The following is an 18913-nucleotide window of genomic DNA, read 5'->3' as shown; positions in this document are numbered from 1 at the left end:
TAGGGCCCGGTGGGAGCGGGCCTTGCCCCGCGATTGCGGTTTGCCAGCCACATCGCATCGCGGGGCAAGCCCGCTCCTACAGCAAGGTCCGCGGTGCTTTACAGTTGCTCGGCGTCGAGCAGGAACAAGCTGTCACTGCCCGCCCGTACACTGGCACTCAGGGAGTGGATACGCGGCAGCAGCCGGGCAAAGTAGAAACGTGCCGTGCCCAGTTTGCTGGCGTAGAAGCTATCGTCCGTGTGCGCCACGGCCACATCGGCCATCTGTGCCCACAGGTAGGCATACAGGGTGTAGCCAAACACATGCAGGTACTCCACGGCGGCCGCGCCGATTTCCCGTGGGTTACCCTGGGCACGGTCGAGTACCCAGGCGGTCAGTTGGTCGAGGTTGTCGACAGCGGCCAGCAACGGCGTGGCGAATTCGGCGCGGGAAGGCGCAAGCGACTGGGCGAACGCTTTGATCTGCGCCGACAGCGCGGCATACGCCTGGCCGCCGTCACCGAGCACTTTGCGCCCGACCAGGTCCATGGCCTGAATGCCGTTGGTACCTTCGTAGATCTGGGTAATTCGGCAGTCGCGAATCAGTTGTTCCTGGCCCCACTCGCGAATGTAACCGTGGCCGCCAAACACTTGTTGGCCATGAACGGTCGTCTCCAGGCCCATGTCGGTCATGAACGCCTTGGCCACCGGCGTCAGCAGTGCCACTTGCGCCTGCGCGCTGCGACGCTCGTCAGCGTCTTCGCTGTACTTGGCCAGGTCCAGCTGCAGGGCGACGTAGGTGGAGAACGCCCGCCCGCCTTCGTTCAAGGTCTTCATGGTCAGCAGCATGCGCCGCACATCCGGGTGCACGATGATCGGGTCGGCAGCTTGCGCGGCAGCCACCGGGCCTGTGGGCGCGCGGCTTTGCAGGCGTTCTCGGGCATACTCGATGGCGTTCTGGTACGAACGCTCGCCCAGCGCCAGGCCCTGGATACCAACGCCCAGGCGTTCGTAGTTCATCATGGTGAACATGGCGTTCAAGCCCTTGTTCAGGTCGCCGACCAGATAGCCGGTGGCGCCATCAAAGTTCATCACGCAGGTGGCCGACGCCTTGATGCCCATCTTGTGCTCGATCGACCCGCAGCTCACGGCGTTGGCCTGAGCGAGCGAGCCGTCGTCATTGACCATGATCTTCGGCACCAGGAACAACGAGATGCCTTTGGCGCCTGCCGGGGCATCCGGCAGCTTGGCCAGCACCAAGTGAATGATGTTTTCTGACAGGTCTTGCTCGCCGCCAGTGATGAAGATCTTGGTGCCGCTGACCCGGTAGCTGCCATCGGCCTGCGCTTCGGCGCGGGTACGGATCAGGCCGAGGTCAGTGCCGGCATGCGGTTCGGTCAGGCACATCGAGCCTGCCCAGCGCCCTTCATACATGGCAGGCAGGTACTGGGCCTTGAGGGCTTCGCTGGCATGGTTGAGCAGCGACAGACAGGCCCCTGCCGTCAGCATAGGGTACAGGCCAAACGACAGGTTGGCGGCGTTGAGCATTTCTTCGACTTGCGCGCCGATCACTTTCGGCATGCCCATGCCACCGTACGCCACCTCGCCGGTCACCCCTACCCAGCCATCCTCGGCATAGGTGCGATAGGCCTGCGTGAAGCCCTCCGGGGTGATGACCCGGCCTGCGTCCCAACGGCAACCCTGCTCGTCGCCGCTGCGGTTGAGCGGCGCGACCACCTGGGCGATGACTTTACCGGCCTGTTCGAGAATGGCTTTGGCGGTGTCGGCATCGATATGTTCAGCCAGCGCCGGAATCCGCGACCAGACGGCCGGGATGTCGAACACCTCGTTGAACAGGAAATCCATGTCGCGCAGCGGTGGAAGGTAATCAGACATTTTGCGAACACTCTACTTCTTGGGTGGTGTGTTTCAGCTCGCCGCCGGTGGCGGTGCTGGTGGCATCTGCCTGGGTTTTGTGACCCGGCAGGAGGAAATACGACAACGCCGGAATGAGGATCAGCGCGCCGAGCATGTTCCACAGGAACATGAAGGTCAGCAGGATGCCCATGTCGGCCTGGAACTTGATCGGCGACCAGGCCCACCCCACGACGCCCGCCGCCAGGGTGATGCCGACCAGGCCAACCACCCGACCGGTAAAGGCCACGGCATTTTCATAGGCTTCGGACAGCGGCATGCCTTTGCGCTGGTAGTGCAACTGCACGCTGAGCAGGTACAGCGCGTAGTCCACACCAATCCCCACGCCCAGGGCGATCACCGGCAAGGTCGCGACTTTGACGCCAATGCCCATCATCACCATCAGCGCCTCGCAGAGGATCGAGGTGAGGATCAGCGGTACCACGGCCACGACGGTGGCGCGCCAGCTGCGGAAGGTAATCAGGCAGAACAGCGTCACCGCCAGGTACACCAGCAGCAACATGGTGCGGTTGGCGTCGCGCACCACGATGTTGGTGGCCGCCTCGATACCGGCACTGCCGGCAGCCAGCAGGAACTGGCGATCTTCACTGCTGTTGGCCTGGGCAAAGCGCTCGGCTACCGCCACCACGCGATCCAGCGTCTCGGCCTTGTGGTCGGTGAGGTAAGCAATCACCGGCATCAGCGAGCAGTCATTGTTGAACAATTCTGCGGCGTTGACCGAAGCCTGTTGCGCCGCGTAATTGAGCACGTCCTGGTTACGCTGGATGCTGTTGAGTTTGGGGTTGCCCTCATAGGTGCCTGCGGTAATCTGGCGCACGGCGTTGGTCAGCGACACAGTCGTCTGCACCCCGGCATCCTGCTGCAGCTCCCACGCCAGGCGGTCGGCCAGCACCAGCGTCTGGTAACGCAAGCAGCCTTCAGGCGCGGTTTTGATCATCACTGCGAAGGTGTCGCTGGACAGCGCGTAGTGCCCGGTGATGTAGCTGTTATCAAGGTTGTAGCGCGAGTCGGCATGCAACTCCGGCGCACCACTGTCGAGGTCACCAATTTTCAGCTGCAGGCTCAGGGCAAAGCCCCCTGCCCCCAACAACCCCGCCACCAGCAGCGCCGCAGTGGCCCACTTGCGCGTGGTAAAGCGGTCAAGCAGGTCCCAGAGTTTGCCGAAACCACGGTGCTCAGCGGCGCGTGAGTCGATGCGCAGGGCACGTTCTGCGGCCTTGCGGCCAACGCCGACATACGACAGCGCCACCGGCATCAGCAACAGCGAGGTAAAAATCAGCACCGCCACACCAATACTGGCGGTGATCGCCAGGTCCTGGATCACCGGAATGTCGATCAGCATCAGCACGGCAAAGCCCACGGCATCGGCCAGCAGTGCGGTGACGCCAGCGATGAACAAGCGGCGGAAGGTGTAACGCGCGGCCACCTGGCGATGGGTGCCGCGACCGATGTCCTGCATGATGCCGTTCATTTTCTGCGCGGCGTGCGACACGCCGATGGCAAATATCAGGAACGGCACCAGGATCGAATACGGGTCGATGGCATAACCCAGCCAGGCGACGATGCCCAGTTGCCAGACCACCGCCGTCAACGAACACACCACCACCAGCAAGGTGCTGCGTACACAGCGGGTGTAGAGGTAGATGATCACCAGGGTGGTGACCACCGCCAGGGCAAAGAACAGCATGACCTGCATCAGGCCGTCGATCAGGTCGCCCATCAGCTTGGCAAAGCCGATCACATGAATCTTGTACGGGCCCTGCGCCTGGAATTGGCTGCGCAGTTGTTCGAGCTTTTGCGAGAACGCGTAGTAATCGATGCCGCGGCCGGTCGCCGAGTCCTGGTCGAGCAGCGGCACGATCAGCATGCTCGATTTGAAGTCGCGTGCGACCAGGCTGCCGACAATGTTGGCGCGCTCGATGTTCTGGCGCAGCTGCTCGATGTCAGCGGCCGACCCCTGATAGCTGTCAGGCATCACCGGGCCGCCCTGAAAGCCCTCTTCAGTCACTTCGGTCCAGCGCACCGCCGGGCTCCACAGCGACTTCATCCAGGCGCGGTCTACGCCCTGGCTGAGGAACAGCTCATCGTTGATTTGCCGCAGGGTTTGCAGGTAGGCCGGGTCGAAAATATCGCCCTCGGTGTTTTCCACCACCACCCGCAACGAGTTACCCAGCCCGCGCAGCGATTGGCGGTTCTCCAGGTAGTTCTGGATGTAGGGGTGGCTTTGCGGAATCATCTTCTCGAAGCTGGGCCGCAGTTCCAGGCGCGTCAGCGCCATGTAGACGAGGAGTACGGTCGCCAGCAGCATCAACAGCATGAACGGCAGTCGATGGTTGAACACCAGGCGCTCCAGCCAGTTGCCGGAGCGTCGGTCGAATTCTTCCAGGGTGCGGATCACCGGCAAGGTGTCTTGCTTGATGTTAGCCATCAGGTTTTTCTCTTGTTATGGGGACGGCAGTTATTCAGCGGCAAGTGTGCGCACGCCACGCTCACCTACCAGCACCAGGCCGCTGGCGGTATCGAAGGTCGCGGCGCTGACCGGGGTTCGTGCCGCTTGCTTGACGGTCACGAAGCTTGCGCCGTCGTCGCGGCTGTGCAGCACATCGCCGGCCTGGCTCAACAGCCAGAGCTGGCCGTTACGGTCCAGGCCACCAGCGGTAATGCTGGTACCAAGGTCGGTCGTGACGGGTTGCCACTGTTGGCCCTTGTCGGTGCTGCGCCACAGATGTCCACGCAAGCCATAGGCCAGGAGCACGCCGGGCTTGCCAATCACGCCAAAGAAGGTCCCGCGGGACGGCGTGGTCAGCTGGGTGAAGTGCTGGCCATCGTCGGCCAATTGCAGCAGCAGGCCTTGCTCGCCGGTGATGTACAGCACACCGTCAATGCTCGCCAGGCTGGTCAAGTGCAACGCCTGCGGGTTATCGCTGCGCTCCAGCCACGGGGTCCAGTGCTGACCGCCGTCGGTGGTGTGCAACAGCAAATTGAACACGCCGACCGCGAAGCCGTTCTGATCGTCCGCGAACCACACATCCAGCAGCGGTTTGTCAGCGCCCTCCTGGACCAGGCGTTCGCTCTCGGCAATCAAGGTTGGCCAGCGTTCATCGCTGGGCAGTGCCTTGCTCTGGGCCTGGTAATAGGCCAGCACTTGCTCGCCCAGCACACGTCCGTCCAGCTGTTTTTGCCAGCTGGCACCACCGTCAGTGCTGTGCAGAATGATGCCGTCGTTACCGACCGCCCAGCCTTTGTCGGCGCTGGGGAAACTGACCGCGTTCAGGTCGGCGCTGGCCGGGACCTGGGCCTGCTGCCAGTGCCCGCCGTTGTCGTCGGAAAACAGAATGTGCCCGCGAGGGCCGACCGCCACCAGGCGATCGCCGGCGCGGGTCACATCACGCAAGGCACTGACGGTTGCCAGCGCGCTAGGGGCGGCCGGCAGATCCAGCACATCCGTGTAAGGCGCAGCGTGTGCCACACCCTGAAGGGCAACCCACGTCAGCATCAACGCGGTGTAGCGTTTTAGAACATACATACCCGGTCCTCCGGATCGCCGCTGCACGCAGCAGGCTGCTCAACCAACGGCCCGGCATCACAGCGATGCCAGGCCGTACCTACCCTGTTGCCGTTCTCAGCGAATACCGGCACCGGCCAGCGACTCCGGCGACCACTGGGTTTTCGACAGCGGGTCGATGTAGCGGATGCCGCCGTAAGCGCCGACCACACCGTTGAGGTTGTAGGTGCCACCGATCAAGTCGTAGATCATGAACGGGGTGGAATCCGGGGTCTGTTTGTCGTAGCTCTGGCTGAGGAAGGCGAACGAGCCACGGTACAGTTGACCGCGGGCGTCGTACTGGTCAGAGGCCAGTGCTACCCAGCTGTCTTCGTCGAGGTAGAAGCGACGCTTGTGGTAGATGTGACGGGCGCCATCCTTGAGTTTGCCCTCGACCACCCACACCCGGTGTTTTTCCCAGCGCACGAACTGCGGGGCCAGGTGGTTAGGGGTGATCAATTGCTTGATGTCGGTGTTGTAGGTCAGCTTGTAGGTGTTGTACGGCACATACATTTCCTGCTTGCCTACCAGGTTCCAGTCGTAACGGTCCAGGGCGCCGTTGAAGACGAACACGTCATCGTAGGTACCGGAGCCCGAGGTGCCGGGGTTTGGTGTGTCGTAGGCCAGGTTCGGCGCCAGCTTGACCCGGCGTTGGCCCGGCAGGTACACCCAGGCACTGCGTGGCTGCACCAGCGGGTTGGCGGCATCGCGCAGCATCATCGCTTCACCGGCACGGCGGGCGGGGCCGGTGTACATCAGCTTCATCTGGTAATAGGTGTCTTTGGCACCGATGGTTTTATTCATGTCCTCGTAGATCGGGTAGCTGATGTTGGCCTGGCCCGTGGTCGACAGGGTCGGCACGCCCGCGGCGTCAACGTTCCAGGAGTCATACTTAGCGGCCAGGCTGACACCCTGGTAGCGCAGCAGGAAGTTCCACATGGCTTCAGCGCCGGTCTGCGGAATCGGGAACGGAATGCCCGGCAGTACGTTATCGAGTGCGCTACCGCCTTCCTGGCTGCGGGCGCCAACGGCGTTCTTGCGGGTGTTGTCCAGCACCGCTTGTGGCAACGCCACGGTACGGTGGGTCGGGTAGACATCCACCTGGAAGCTTGGGTAACGCTTGAGCAACTCTTGGGTCGTGGCAGTCAACTGACCTTTGAACTGGTCGGCGTTCTTGCCATTGATCACCAGCAGCGGTTTTTCATTGGCAAACGGGTCCGGGCGCATGCTGTCGCCGCTTTTGAAACCGGCCGGTGCTGTTACCAGGCCACCCTTGTAAGCGGGAATCGAGCCGTCGGCGTTGGCGGCCGATTCGGCGCCAATGGCAGTCAGGCTGGTGCCCAGGCGAGCAGCCTGGTCAGGGGAAACAGCCGCATGGGCGTTGCTGAGGGCGGCCAGTGACAGGCAGGTGGCCAGCAGGGTTTTCACGTAGTTCATGATGTTTGTTTTCCTGCGTAATGTCTGAAGGAAGACGTGACTTTAAAAAGTGGTTTTAACCGTCAGGTACAGCGCGCCACGGTCCTCGGTGGTGGCACCGCCACCCGAGAAGGACGAGTAGCCGCCGCCGTAGCAGGTGTAATCCTGCTCACCGTCCAGGGCATTGGGTGCCGCGCCATCGGTTTGGCCGTCGTTGCACGACTGTGTCTTGCCAAAGCTGTCGACGTACTTGAGGTCGACGAAATACTGGTTGTACACCGCAGCGCTGACGCCCACCGCGTAGTTACCAGTGTCCTCGGCGCCGCCACCCTGCACGGGTGAGACGCCATCGAGTCCGACGTTGATCGACAGCGGCATGCTCAGGTCAACGCCAGGCATGACCTGGTACCAGGTCGGGGTGAAGTTGACGGCAATACCCCAGTTATCGCGGGTCGGTTTGTCGATACCGCGGTAGCTGCTTTTGCCTTTGTACAAGGCCTCGTTATGGCCATCGAGTTTCAGCAGGTTGCTGTAGAACAGCTCGCCGAGCAGGCTGGCGCTGTCGAACAGCGGCGTATCGCCGATGGTCATCAGGCCGTTGAGGGTCCAGTGCAGGGTCTGGCCGGTGGCGCTCAGGCCGTCGCCGTCGCTGGGCACGTCGTAGATCACGCCGCTGCTTGGCAAGCGCGGTGGCAGCAAACCGAAACCACCGCCCAGGCCACCTTGTCCGGGGGCGCTGACGATGGCCGGAATGCTCGCCAGTGGCATGTTGTGACGAATGTTCAGGTCGCTACCGACGCTGATGCCTGCGACGTCTTTGGACAGGCTCAAGCCATACACGTCGATGTTGTCGGCGTAGGCGAACTGGTAGGTAGTCGATTGCAACGAGTTGTACAGGTTGCCGACCGCACCCTGGAGGCTGCCTGGCGGTGTGCCGAAGGGGCCGCGTGATACGGTCAGGCCACGGGCATCGAGCCAGGCCTGCGGGAGAATTTCCGAGGTTTTGCGGTAGTAGAAGCCCAGGGTGCCACCCAGCCATTCAGGCGACCACTTGGCCATGACGCCCCAATCACCGCGTTTGTCCGGGGTCAGGTCGTCGCCGCGACGAATGCTGGTCAACGCACCGCGTACCGGGATCAGTCCGGGCGTGCCGGTATGGCCGAGCAGAAAGCTCTGGGCGCCCTCGCCCACCACGTCCGAGCCACCGTAGTAGGTGCCCGCTTCCGGCAACCGCGCTGCATCCCAATCGAAGAAGTACTGGGCGCCGACGGTCAGCTCTTCATTCAGCAGAAACGAGGTGGACAGCTGATTACGCGGCACAAACAGTTCTTTGGCTTCGGTGCCGGGCGAGGCCGCCAGCTTGGCAAGGTCCAGGCCGGACTGACCATAGCTGAGCGAGTGCACCGGGTTGAGCAGGGTTTCACCCCAGAACAGGTTGTGTTGGCCGAGCTTGCCGCTCAGTTCCGAGCTGTCGCCGATTTCCGTGCGCATGAACACGAAGGCGTCGAGCACTTCGCCCGACGGGCCGCTGTAATAGCGTTGGGCATAGTTGCTCAGGTGCGGGCTGCCCAAGGGCGTGCCGGTACCGGGCAGGCCATTGAGGCTTGGGTTGATGCCAGAGCTGTCACCATTGCCGTTGACGAACGGGTTGGAATTGGAGCCGGTGTTGTCGTAAGCCTTGTCGTACCAGCTGGCGGCGCTGACGCGAAAGCCCATGTTGCCCTGGTAGATCACGTCCAGTTCGGTCAACAGGTCGACGCGGTTGGTGATGTTGGTGCCAGCCTTGCGGAAGTTGTAGTCGCCGTCGTTGTTGTTCGGCGTGGCCAACATGCGCTTGTCGGCACTTTCGGTGCGTACGCCGTAGTTGTACTTGACGGTATTGTCCAGGCGTACCGCCCAGTCTTCATTACCGGTATCGACTTCAAACGCCTGGGCGCCGGGCAAGGCGAGCAAGCTGATGGCGCAGGCAAGCAGGCAACGCTGCGACGGCACAGCGCAGAACATGCGGTGTTTTGGCATTACGATGACTCCACGTATTGTTATTGTTGTTTTCGCCGCCCGTCGGTTGCGGGCGTTGGTCAAGCGTCCATGCGCGATGGCAGGATTAACGGTCCAGGGTTTGAATGAAGGTTTCCGCCTGCGGCCATGGGCCGAAGCCGGCTGCCGGGTTCAAGTGGCCAACGGCGCCCAGCAGCTCAAGCTGGCTGCCCCAGCCTTCGGCCATCGCCGTAACGGCGTCGAGGCTGGCCAGGTGGTCATTGCTGCTGGCGGCAACAATGCTCGGGAACGGCAAGGGGGTAATCGGTAGCGGTGCCCAGCCGTGGGCACGCAGACTGTCCGGGCTTGGGTAAGCAGCGGGCCACTCGGCCTGCAGATCCGGTGGTGCGGCGAGTAAGGCGCCCTTGATCGGCCGGTTATAGCGCGCGGCCCAGTGGGCCACCATCAACACACCGGCGCTGTGCGCCACCAGCAGCACGTCACCGTCGATCTGTTCCAGCTCGCGCTGGATCGCCTCGACCCGGGCGTTGCAGTCAAGGCCATTGACCTGCAGCGGCGGTACGGCGCGAACTTTGGCCAGCTTGGCTTGCAACAGGGTCTGCCAATGCTCGGCGACATGGTCACGCAGGCCAGGGACGATCAGAACGGTAGCGGCGGTATGCAATCTTTCCACATCAGCACCTATGCTCAAGACAGTCAGCTCACCGACTCAGGTGAGCGCTTCGAGAGTCACAGTAATCACCCCTCCCCCCGGGTGCTTTACATTGAGCGTCAGTGACTTTTCATTTGATGACAGGGCCACGGGCAGCCGTCGGTGGGCAACTGTCTTACACCACCTGTAGGAGCGGGCTTGCCCCGCGATAGCGCTCTGTCAGCCACATCGCCTCGCGGGGCAAGCCCGCTCCTACAACAACCCCGCCCCCACCAGTTTGGCAAATACCGACGCATTTTCGGACGCGTCTGACATCTTTCCAAAAAAACATTGGGTAAGTTTTCCACGCCTATTTTCTACCCGTGGAAAAACAAACCCATGCCTACCTTCGCCAACGACGCGCGTTTTGAGCTGACAATCCCCTCCGTCCGCAACGACTTCAAAGTCCTGGCCTTTCACGGCACCGAAGCCATCAGCCAGCTGTATGCGATTACCGTTGACCTGGTCAGCGAGCGCAGAAACGTCGACCTCGACAGCCTGATTGGCCTGCCGGCATTCCTGCGCTTTGGCGAGAATGGCGAAGGCATTCACGGCCACATCGAAGATGTCCTGATCGGCGAGCCCGGCACCCGCCTGACCCACTATCAGCTGACCCTGGTACCGGCGCTGCATTACCTGCAGTTCAGCCGCCAACAGCGGATTTTCCAGCACATGAGCGTGCCGCAGATCATCGCCGAGGTGCTGCAGAGCCACGGCATTCAAGCGGATACCTTCAGCTTTCACGTCAGCAACTGCAGCGAACGTGAGTACTGTACCCAATATTTCGAAAACGACTACCAACTGATTTTGCGTTTGTGCAGTGAAGAAGGCATTGCCTGGCATCACCAGCACAGCCCGGAAGGTCATCATCTGGTGTTCAGCGACCACCAGACCTTCTTCCCCAAACTCGGTGCAACCCCCTATCGGCAAGGTACTGGCATGGCCGCCGAGCACCCGGTGGTCAGCCGCTTCAGCCAGCGCTTCAGCACCCGCAACAATAAAGTGACCCAACGCGCCTATGACTTCCAGCGCCCCAGCCGTTTGCTGGAAAAACAGGCCCGCGCCGACTTCAGCCCGGCCCTTGAGGACTACCGCTACCCAGCCCCCGACGAAAGCGAAGAACGCAGCAAACAGCTTGCTCGCCAGGCGCTGGAGCGGCACCGCACCGACTACCAATTGGCCGAAGGCCACAGCGACCAATCCCTGCTGCGCAGCGGCCATTTTTTCGAGCTGAGCGAGCATCCGCGCAAATCGTACAACGACTTGTGGCTGTTGCTCAGTGTGACTCACGAAGGCAAGCAGCCGCAGGTGTTGGAAGAATCGGCCAGCATCGAAAACCTGCCCGAAGGCGGTTTCAGCCAGGGCTACCGCAACCACTTCCGCGCTATCCCCTGGGACGTGTTCTACCGTCCGCCGCTGATCAAGCGTCCCGCGCAGTTGACCTACCAGACCGCCCGGGTCACTGGCCCGGAAGGCGAAGAGATCTACTGCGATGAATACGGCCGGGTCAAAGTCGAATTCCACTGGGACCGCGCCGAACTGAACAGCGACAAAAGCAGTTGCTGGCTGCGGGTGGCTTCCAATTGGGCAGGCGAAGGGTTCGGCGCGGTGACGGTGCCACGCATCGGCATGGAAGTGCTGGTCACCTATCTGGAGGGCGACCCCGACCAACCGCTGATCAGCGGCTGCATTGCCAACAAGCTCACGCCAACGCCCTACCCCTTGCCCGCCAACAAGACCAAGACCGTGTTGCGCAGCCGCAGCACGCCGGACAGCAGCGGCTACAACGAACTGTCGATCGAAGACCGCAGCGGCCAGGAGCTGATCTACCTGCGAGCCCAGCGCGACATGGAGCAGAAAATCGAAAACGACAGCCGCCTGGAAGTCGGCAACGAACGCTGGGAAACCATCAGGGGTAACAGCATTTCGGTGCTCGAAGCCGCAGACCAGCTCACGGTGACGGCTGACCGCAAGGTCGAGCTTAAAGCCAACGACTACCTGCACATCACCGACAGCAGCCACACCCAGGTCGGGCAAACGCTGGTGATCGATGCAGGGCAGCAAGTGCACATCAAGGCCGGTGCCCATGTGGTCGTCAACGCCGAGGGCAACATCAGTTTGCAAGGCGGTGGCCAGCATATCGTCATCGGCCCCAGGGGGATTTTCAGCAGCGTTCCGATCGTCCAGGGCGGCACACCGGTAGCCGCGATGCCAGCCGTGCTGTCAATGCCTGAAGGCGCTCAGACAACCAGCGCCGACCCCCTCCCTCTGGAAGCGCTGCTCAAGCAAGACGCAGTTTTCCGTCAGGCGACCTCCGGCATCTGTCCGGTCTGTGATGCCGCCCAACACGCGTCGAAAAGCGAGGAAGACCCAGCATGACCCTGACGATCCCGGACAAAGGCCTCCTTCTGCTTGACGGTGCGCAGTACGACGATGCTGTTCACTGGCTCAGCCAACACTACGGCTCCGACAATCCTTGGCCTTTGTTCAACGGTACTTTCTACGAAGCCATTGCTGGCTCCGGCCCGTTTTTACTCGATGCCTCACGCGGCAGTGCCAGCCATCGCGCATGGTGGGGCGGTGACGATTTGCAGCACGGCGTATGGCTGGCCTCTGGGCAAAGCGCCAGACAACTGCGGGCAATCCTGCAACGGCGTTTACGCGTTTTTGATGAACAGCAAGGCGAGTACTGGTTACGCCTGGCCGATGGCGCCGTGCTTGATCGCGCACGTCTGGCGGGCGCCCATTGGCCTGCGGGCTTCTGGTATGGCGTCGACAGCGTCTGGTTACGCCATGACGGCGTCTCGGTGTGCGCCTGGAACAACGACGCGCCCGAGCGTGATGCCGCTCCCGCGGACAAGGGCCTGACAGCACAAATCACCCTACCCGACGCACTCATGCACGCACTGAGCTTACCGGCCAACACGGAGCAGTTCTCATGACCCCACACGATCAAGCCCCCTACGGCACGTGCCCGCTCCTCGCGGCGGTATTGCCGTTGCGCTACGCCTTGGGCCCCACTGCGGCTATCGATACCAGCGCTTATGATCTGCCGCCACTGAGTGGTCAGTTTCCGGAACTTGGCCCGCGCCATCCAGACTTGAGCGGGCAAACGCTGAACTACACCTCCCGCTTGCTGCGCGACGGTTGGCTGTACGTGTGGCAAAGCTCGCCAGGCAAACTAGTTGAGTATCAGGTCGAAGCCGCTCTGCTCACCCAAACGAAACGTGCCGGCCGGGTGATCGATACCCGCAGCCAACCGCACTTGCTGCTCAGGGCGGGCGTGCCCGCCGGATTGGTGTGGTCGCCAGTGCGCTGGAGTGAGTCGCAGTACCAGGCGGCCAAACAAGACCCGGCTGTGCGCCAGCGCATCATGCGTACCTTTGTGCCGGGTGTGGCGCCCTTCAGTGGCCAGATCGGCGCGATCAAAGAGCAAATTGGCGAATACCGCGATCCAAACCTCTACGGTTGGAGCAGCGAACCGGCAACCGAACACGCACCCGAGTGGCCGAAAGTGCTCCGGCAGATGTCGCGTTGCGAACAGCAAACTTACGTGGTGATCGATGACGCATGGGGCGTACTGCTTGACCTCGCCGCGCTCATGCGCGCCCGTAAAGCGGGGTTTGACAATTATCAGGAACACCACGCTGAAGACTGGGCCATTGCCGGCGTCTTGCAGTCAATGATGGAGAGCGACAGGCAACTGCGAGATCAATGGCGCGAGATCACCCGTTATGAAGAGCTGAACTACGTCTGGCAAGACCAGGGCCGGCAAGAACATCACTACAGCATCGATATGCGCCGCCTGGCGCAACTGTGGGTCGACTGGTTCAACACGTTAGGGGGCAGTGGCCCGTCCACGATGGACACCGCCTGCGGTCACTTCGACCTGATCGTCCCGGCCACTCGCGAAGCGCTGGAAGTGCATTTCGCTACTGCCTGCCTGGGGCCGGCCACTACCAGCATCGGTGCCAAGGCCATCACCTCGAACCTTGAGGGAAACGCGCCAGGCAAACCCTGGTTACTCTGGGCATTGCTGGGCTTACCCAAGCGGCTGGGCATTGGCGAAATAAAAAGCCTCGTCGATTTGGCTAATGCAACCCGCGACGATGGCACTGCACTCAAAGACGGCATCACCCAACTGGCCAAGGCCGTGGCTTATGCAGCGGGGCTTAACAACGCCGCTGAAAAGCTCGCTCAACATGCCCCGGCCTCCAGCCAGGAGGCCTTGTTTCTAGCCCTCGCACCGGCTGCTGGCATGCACTTGCACCAAGCGGAAAATGCCGCCAGCACTGCCGGGCGCATCTACATGACCGCCGCCTTGGCCCGCAGCGGTCAGCGCATCCAGACTTTGGCTGTCACCCCGCGGCAATTGGGCGAGTGGTACAGCGACCAGATCGGCACCCGCAAAACGCTGCCTGCCAGACTCAAGGCGGCGCCATTGGCCAGTGCGGTGAGTGAAAGTATCCCGTTCATGCACCTGGTACCGGCGAACACCAAGCTGCCGCCATTGCCGGTCAACCTCGCCGCGAACGCCGATCTGGGCGGCGTGTTTGATGTGAAGGGGGCGTTGAGTAAGGCGCCGGTCAAGAGTTTGGTGGCATTGGTGGCGGGGGCGAATTTTGTTTGGGCGGGGAGTGAGTTTTATAACAAGCCGACCTACAAAAGCGGAGTTAGTGCAGCTGGTGCTCTATTAGGCGTTGGTGCAGCAACTGCTTCGGTATTCCAACGAGTGGCCGAAGTTAATTGGACATCAGCCGTCCGGCAAAGCGGTGGGACGTCCATTTCATCGCGGTTGCTTTTGGTCAAAGCTCTGGAACGAGCCGCCGACACGGCGTTGGCACAAAGCGTGGTTTTGGCATTCGACGTCGTGCTTTATGGGGTCGACGCGTTTGAAGCCTACGAAGCGGGCGACTTTGACACCATGGCTATTAACTTGGCATTGAGCGGCGCTTCGCTGGCCAGTATCAGCCTTCAGGTCCAGGCATTTCGGGCATTCCGCGCCGCACGGGCCGCCGTGATCGTAGGAGATGCTGCGGCTATCGCCCGAGGGGTCAACGTAGTGCCACACCTCATGGCCAAGCTGTTAGGTCTCACGGCGCTAATCGTAGGTGGGCTAATTGCCCGTCTCTATACGACAGACTCGCCACTGGAACAATGGGTGAAACGCGGTCGCTTTGGTATTAGCCCGGACACCACCTGGTCAAACAGCTATAGCCTGTCGATGGACAAGCTGTATCCCATTCTGTTTCCCGTCAGCTTTGATGCGCACCGGCTGAGAGAAATCCACCCTTATCAAGGGACATTCACCTCCACGTACCTGATCCTGAATTTGCCCGGTGAACAGGTGTCGTTGACCGATGACATGATTCACTTCAGCGGGCAGGAAGTGTGGGGCGATACGCTCGGCTACTACCCCGACGAAATCAGAAAAGTCGAATGGACGGGGGAAGACTTTGCTCCCCATAGCGGCACGCGCATTCCTGTCGCGGCCGGCATCACCCCTTATCGCCGCGTATACCATGAGGATGGCGTTCGAGACTTGCGGCGTATCGAGGGTGAATTGATCTATTCGCCACAAGAAGGGCTGACGCTGCCTGTGCTGAAAATCATGGAACGGGCATGGATATGAATACCTCAGAACAACCCCAACATAACGACTCGTCCACGGTAATACTGGAAGCGCATAAATCTACGGGGGAACAACCGATGGAGTTGTTTATCGTCGATGAGCACACCGAACACTATCTGACAATACAAACAGGCGGTGACTTTGATCGAGGCCGGCTGACGGGTGTTCTAGGTGGGATAGGTGGTTGTGGAATGATTGGGCTTGGCCTTATCGGAGCTCTACAAGCAAAGTTTGATGTTACCCATATAGCGTTTTCCTTAGGTATACCTTTGCTTTTGGTGCCGTTTCTTTGGGAAGTCTTACGCCCCCTGCCTCTCCCCATCTTATTCAACCGCCGCACCCGTGAAGTGTGTTTCGATCTCGACGGAGAACTGTTCCACGCCCCGTGGGATGGCATTACCGCAGTGGCGAATGAATTCCAACTGGTCGGCGCCCAAATGGGCAGTATGCAAAGCGCATCGCTTGAAATTCGCGTGTGGAAATTTGGGCAGCCTGAAACAGCCTTGATGATTAGCCTCGGTGCACCCTTCGGAAAAACACTGGCACTACAAAAAGGGTTCTGGGAATACATCCGCGCCTACATGAACAATGGCCCTTATTTCGATGAACACGGTAATCACAGCGAGTCAGATGCGTTTGTAAAAAGCCAACTGGCCGCGCGTTTCAAAATGAGCGACAGCTTTAAACATACCCTCGCACGGATAAAGCAGGCAAAAAAAGATGCAGGAGGTAAAAATTACTTGGGCGCCGATGATGTCGCGATGCTGATAATCGAGCCAATGCTCTACCCTAAGGATCGCATCCACGAACTCACCTATAGCATTGCCAAACGCCGCTCCCGCAATCGTTGGCCAAGCCTTGTTACTGAACGTTTAAAAGCCGACGGCCCCACTACGCGCCTTGTTGACCTGGAAGCTGAAAGCTGGGAAGCAAATAAGTGAAAAACACTGACAAGGGAAGCTCAATACCTGACACGTCCACAGCAATACTTGAGGCTGACAAGTCGACGGGGGAACAACCGATGGAGTTGTTTACCGTCGATGAGCACACCGAACATTATTTGACCTTGCAAGCAGCAGGTGATTCTGAGCGAGGCATGCTGACAGGCGTATTAGGTGGGTGGGGTGGCCTTGTAATGCTCGGTCTTGGCCTTATAGGCGCATTGCAAGGCAAACTTGATATGGTCTATATGTTGTTTTCCATAGGCATGCCTTTGTTTTTGGTTCCATTCCTGTGGGAAACCCTACGCCCCCTGCCTCTCCCCATCTTGTTCAACCGGCGCACCCGTGAAGTGTATTTCGATCACGACGGCGAACTCTTCCACGCTCCGTGGGATGGCATTACCGCCGTGGCTCATGAATTTCAACTGGTCGGCGCCCAAATAGGCAGCCTGCAAAACGCTTCGCTTGAGATTCGAGTGTGGAAGTTCGGCAAGCCGGAAACCGCTTTGATGATTAGCCTCGGTGCCCCTTTCGGAAAATCGCTGGCCTTGCAAAAAGGTTTCTGGGAATACATCCGTGCCTATATGAACAACGGCCCTTACTTCGATGAGCACGGTAATCACAGCGAATCGGATGCGTTTGTAAAAAGCCAACTGGCCACGCGTTTCAAAATGAGCGATAGCTTTAAACATACCCTCGCACGGATAAAGCAGGCAAAGAAAGTTGCAGGAGGTAAAAATTACTTGGGTGCCGATGATGTCGCGATGCTGATATTCGAGCCAATGCTCTACCCTCAGGATCGCATCCACGAATTCACCTACAGCATCGCCAAACGCCGCTCCCGCAATCGCTGGCCAAGCCTTGTTACTGAACGTTTGAAAGCCGACGGCCCCACTACGCGCCTTGTTGACCTGGAAGCTGAAAGCTGGGAAGCAAATAAGTGAAAAACACTGACAAGGGAAGCTCAATACCCGACACGTCCACAGCAATACTTGAGGCTGACAAGTCGACGGGCGAAGAACCGATGGAGTTGTTTATCGTCGATGAGCACACTGAGCATTATCTTGCCTTACAAGCACCTGATGATTCTTACCGAGGAATGCTGACAGGCATAGGCGGGCTAGTTGGCTGTGTAATGGTCGTTCTTACCTTGATGCTGGCGATGCGAGGTGTTTTCGACCCTATCACGCTTGCCTTCGGTATTAGTTTATTTCTGCTGCCATTTCTGTGGGAAACCTTGCGCCCCCTGCCTCTCCCCATCTTATTCAACCGCCGCACCCAGGAAGTGTATTTCGATCACGACGGTGCACTGTTCCACGCCCCGTGGGATGGTATTACTGCAGTGGCGAATGAATTTCAACTGGTCGGCGCCCAAATGGGCAGTATGCAAAGCGCATCGCTTGAAATTCGCGTGTGGAAATTTGGGCAGCCTGAAACAGCCTTGATGATTAGCCTCGGTACCCCTTTCGGAAAATCACTGGCTCTACAAAAAGGATTCTGGGAATACATCCGCGCCTACATGAACAATGGCCCTTATTTCGATGAACACGGTAATCACAGCGAGTCAGATGCGTTTGTAAAAAGCCAACTGGCCGCGCGTTTCAAAATGAGCGACAGCTTTAAACATACCCTCGCACGGATAAAGCAGGCAAAGAAAGATGCAGGAGGTAAAAATTACTTGGGCTTCGATGATGTAGTAATGCTGATACTTGAACCCTTGTTCTACCCTAAGGATCGAATTCACGAGTTCACCTACAGCATCGCCAAACGCCGCTCCCGCAATCTCTGGCCAAGCCTTGTTACCGACCGTTTGAAAGCCAACGGCCCCACCACGCGTCTTGTAGACCTGGAATGTGAAAACAAAGGAAAGTGTTGAGTGAAAAACAGTAATAAAGAAATCACAGCCTCGATACCCAAAACCCAGGCGCTACCCGACTATCTCCTGCGTCTGCCCGCAGAGCTCCACGGCCAGGCGGATGCCTTCATCCGCTATTTGCACGAGCTACCTGACTGGACCCCGGAAAAGTGCCCGTACTGCGCTTACCCGCACCTCAAGCGAGTCACCAGTGCAAACATGCTTCGGGCTTCGTTCCGCTGCAAAATGTGCAACGGCAAGGCAAAACACCCGCTTTTCAGTATTGGGCGCATGCACCTGTGGTCTGCCTTTGGCCACTACCTGTTAGCCGGTTGGTCTACGCAAGCGATGGCCGACGCCATGGGCTTTAGCAGAGGAGCCGCCAGCAACTGGGCCGAGTCCTTTAGTGAGTTAATGGCCAAAGAGTTTCCAGCGCTGTACCACTGTTGGTCTGCGCAACAGGATCGAACTTCCCTGCAACCCCCTGCGCATGTCGCCGCTCAGGCCCAGGCGTTCCTGGGTGGCATCTCGTATTTTCTGACCACAGCACACGCAGACTGTCCGCACTGTGGCTCACCGGATATGTATCGGATCAATCAGCGACGTCCGGATTTTTACTGCCCGGGCTGTTACAAAACGGTGAGTTTGCTCCGTGGTACGTTGCTGCACCGGATGGGTTATCCGCAGCACTGGTTGACCTTTGCCCAGGGGCTGATCGATGGCGAGAGCAGCGCTGAGTTGCGCCGACGCACGGGTCTTTGCGGATTAGCCAGCAGGCGCTGGACCAAGGCGTTTTTGACAACCATGGAGCAGCAGGGACACACCGAACTATTGGAGTGGATATCCTGGCTACGCAGTCGCCCGGTGAGGAGGTGATTGAGGGTGTGCGTGACGTTGGGCTGATGGAATCGCAAGCGCGGGGC

13 protein-coding genes are annotated in these 18913 nt (G+C 59.8%); 7 read left to right on the top strand and 6 right to left on the bottom strand.

What is annotated here, in order from left to right; all coding sequences use genetic code 11:
• Nucleotides 1-98: 98 nt before the first annotated feature.
• The 6 genes from ACP6KB_RS12845 to ACP6KB_RS12820 form a co-directional block, all read right to left on the bottom strand.
• On the bottom strand, nt 99-1874 hold the full coding sequence (locus tag ACP6KB_RS12845) for an acyl-CoA dehydrogenase C-terminal domain-containing protein (protein ID WP_442114096.1): 1776 nt from the start codon (nt 1872-1874) through the stop codon (nt 99-101).
• The gene (locus tag ACP6KB_RS12840) at nt 1867-4341 is read right to left on the bottom strand and encodes an efflux RND transporter permease subunit (RefSeq protein WP_442114095.1); all 2475 of its coding nucleotides are present in this window, start codon (nt 4339-4341) and stop codon (nt 1867-1869) included. Before ACP6KB_RS12840 ends, ACP6KB_RS12845 begins: the two co-directional genes overlap by 8 nt.
• A gap of 30 nt (nt 4342-4371) precedes the next feature.
• Nucleotides 4372-5439, bottom strand: a complete 1068-nt coding sequence (locus tag ACP6KB_RS12835; RefSeq protein WP_442114094.1) for a WD40/YVTN/BNR-like repeat-containing protein — start codon at nt 5437-5439, stop codon at nt 4372-4374.
• A 96-nt stretch (nt 5440-5535) separates the two neighbouring features.
• Entirely contained in the window at nt 5536-6894 is a 1359-nt protein-coding gene (locus ACP6KB_RS12830) for a DUF1329 domain-containing protein (RefSeq protein WP_442114093.1), read from the bottom strand.
• A 42-nt stretch (nt 6895-6936) separates the two neighbouring features.
• Nucleotides 6937-8892 (bottom strand): DUF1302 domain-containing protein, encoded by a 1956-nt coding sequence (locus tag ACP6KB_RS12825; protein ID WP_442114092.1) that lies wholly within the window; start codon nt 8890-8892, stop codon nt 6937-6939.
• Nucleotides 8893-8977: 85 nt separating this feature from the next.
• On the bottom strand, nt 8978-9544 hold the full coding sequence (locus ACP6KB_RS12820; protein WP_442114091.1) for an RBBP9/YdeN family alpha/beta hydrolase: 567 nt from the start codon (nt 9542-9544) through the stop codon (nt 8978-8980).
• Nucleotides 9545-9901: 357 nt separating this feature from the next.
• Between ACP6KB_RS12820 and ACP6KB_RS12815 the strand changes: the two genes are divergently transcribed.
• The 7 genes from ACP6KB_RS12815 to ACP6KB_RS12785 are packed head-to-tail and all read left to right on the top strand — an operon-like array spanning nt 9902 to nt 18866.
• Nucleotides 9902-11941, top strand: a complete 2040-nt coding sequence (locus tag ACP6KB_RS12815) for a type VI secretion system Vgr family protein (protein ID WP_442114090.1) — start codon at nt 9902-9904, stop codon at nt 11939-11941.
• A complete protein-coding gene (locus tag ACP6KB_RS12810; RefSeq protein ID WP_442114089.1) occupies nt 11938-12504 on the top strand; it encodes a DUF4123 domain-containing protein in 567 nt (188 codons plus the stop codon). Before ACP6KB_RS12815 ends, ACP6KB_RS12810 begins: the two co-directional genes overlap by 4 nt.
• Nucleotides 12501-15194 carry a toxin VasX gene (locus ACP6KB_RS12805; RefSeq protein ID WP_442114088.1) on the top strand — a complete coding sequence of 898 codons (2694 nt, stop codon included), beginning with the start codon at nt 12501-12503 and terminating at the stop codon, nt 15192-15194. Before ACP6KB_RS12810 ends, ACP6KB_RS12805 begins: the two co-directional genes overlap by 4 nt.
• Nucleotides 15185-16135: a hypothetical protein gene (locus tag ACP6KB_RS12800; RefSeq protein ID WP_442114087.1), complete on the top strand. Its 951-nt coding sequence runs from the start codon at nt 15185-15187 to the stop codon at nt 16133-16135. The genes ACP6KB_RS12805 and ACP6KB_RS12800 overlap by 10 nt, the downstream gene beginning before the upstream one ends.
• Nucleotides 16132-17079 (top strand): hypothetical protein, encoded by a 948-nt coding sequence (locus tag ACP6KB_RS12795; RefSeq protein WP_442114086.1) that lies wholly within the window; start codon nt 16132-16134, stop codon nt 17077-17079. The genes ACP6KB_RS12800 and ACP6KB_RS12795 overlap by 4 nt, the downstream gene beginning before the upstream one ends.
• Nucleotides 17076-18011, top strand: coding sequence for a hypothetical protein (locus tag ACP6KB_RS12790; RefSeq protein ID WP_442114085.1), 936 nt, complete (start codon nt 17076-17078; stop codon nt 18009-18011). Before ACP6KB_RS12795 ends, ACP6KB_RS12790 begins: the two co-directional genes overlap by 4 nt.
• Nucleotides 18012-18866, top strand: coding sequence for a hypothetical protein (locus ACP6KB_RS12785; protein WP_442114084.1), 855 nt, complete (start codon nt 18012-18014; stop codon nt 18864-18866).
• Nucleotides 18867-18913 lie beyond the last annotated feature (47 nt).

The organism is Pseudomonas sp. NUPR-001 (assembly GCF_052147955.1).
Taxonomy (GTDB): domain Bacteria; phylum Pseudomonadota; class Gammaproteobacteria; order Pseudomonadales; family Pseudomonadaceae; genus Aquipseudomonas.
This window is presented reverse-complemented; position numbering and strand designations above follow the sequence as displayed.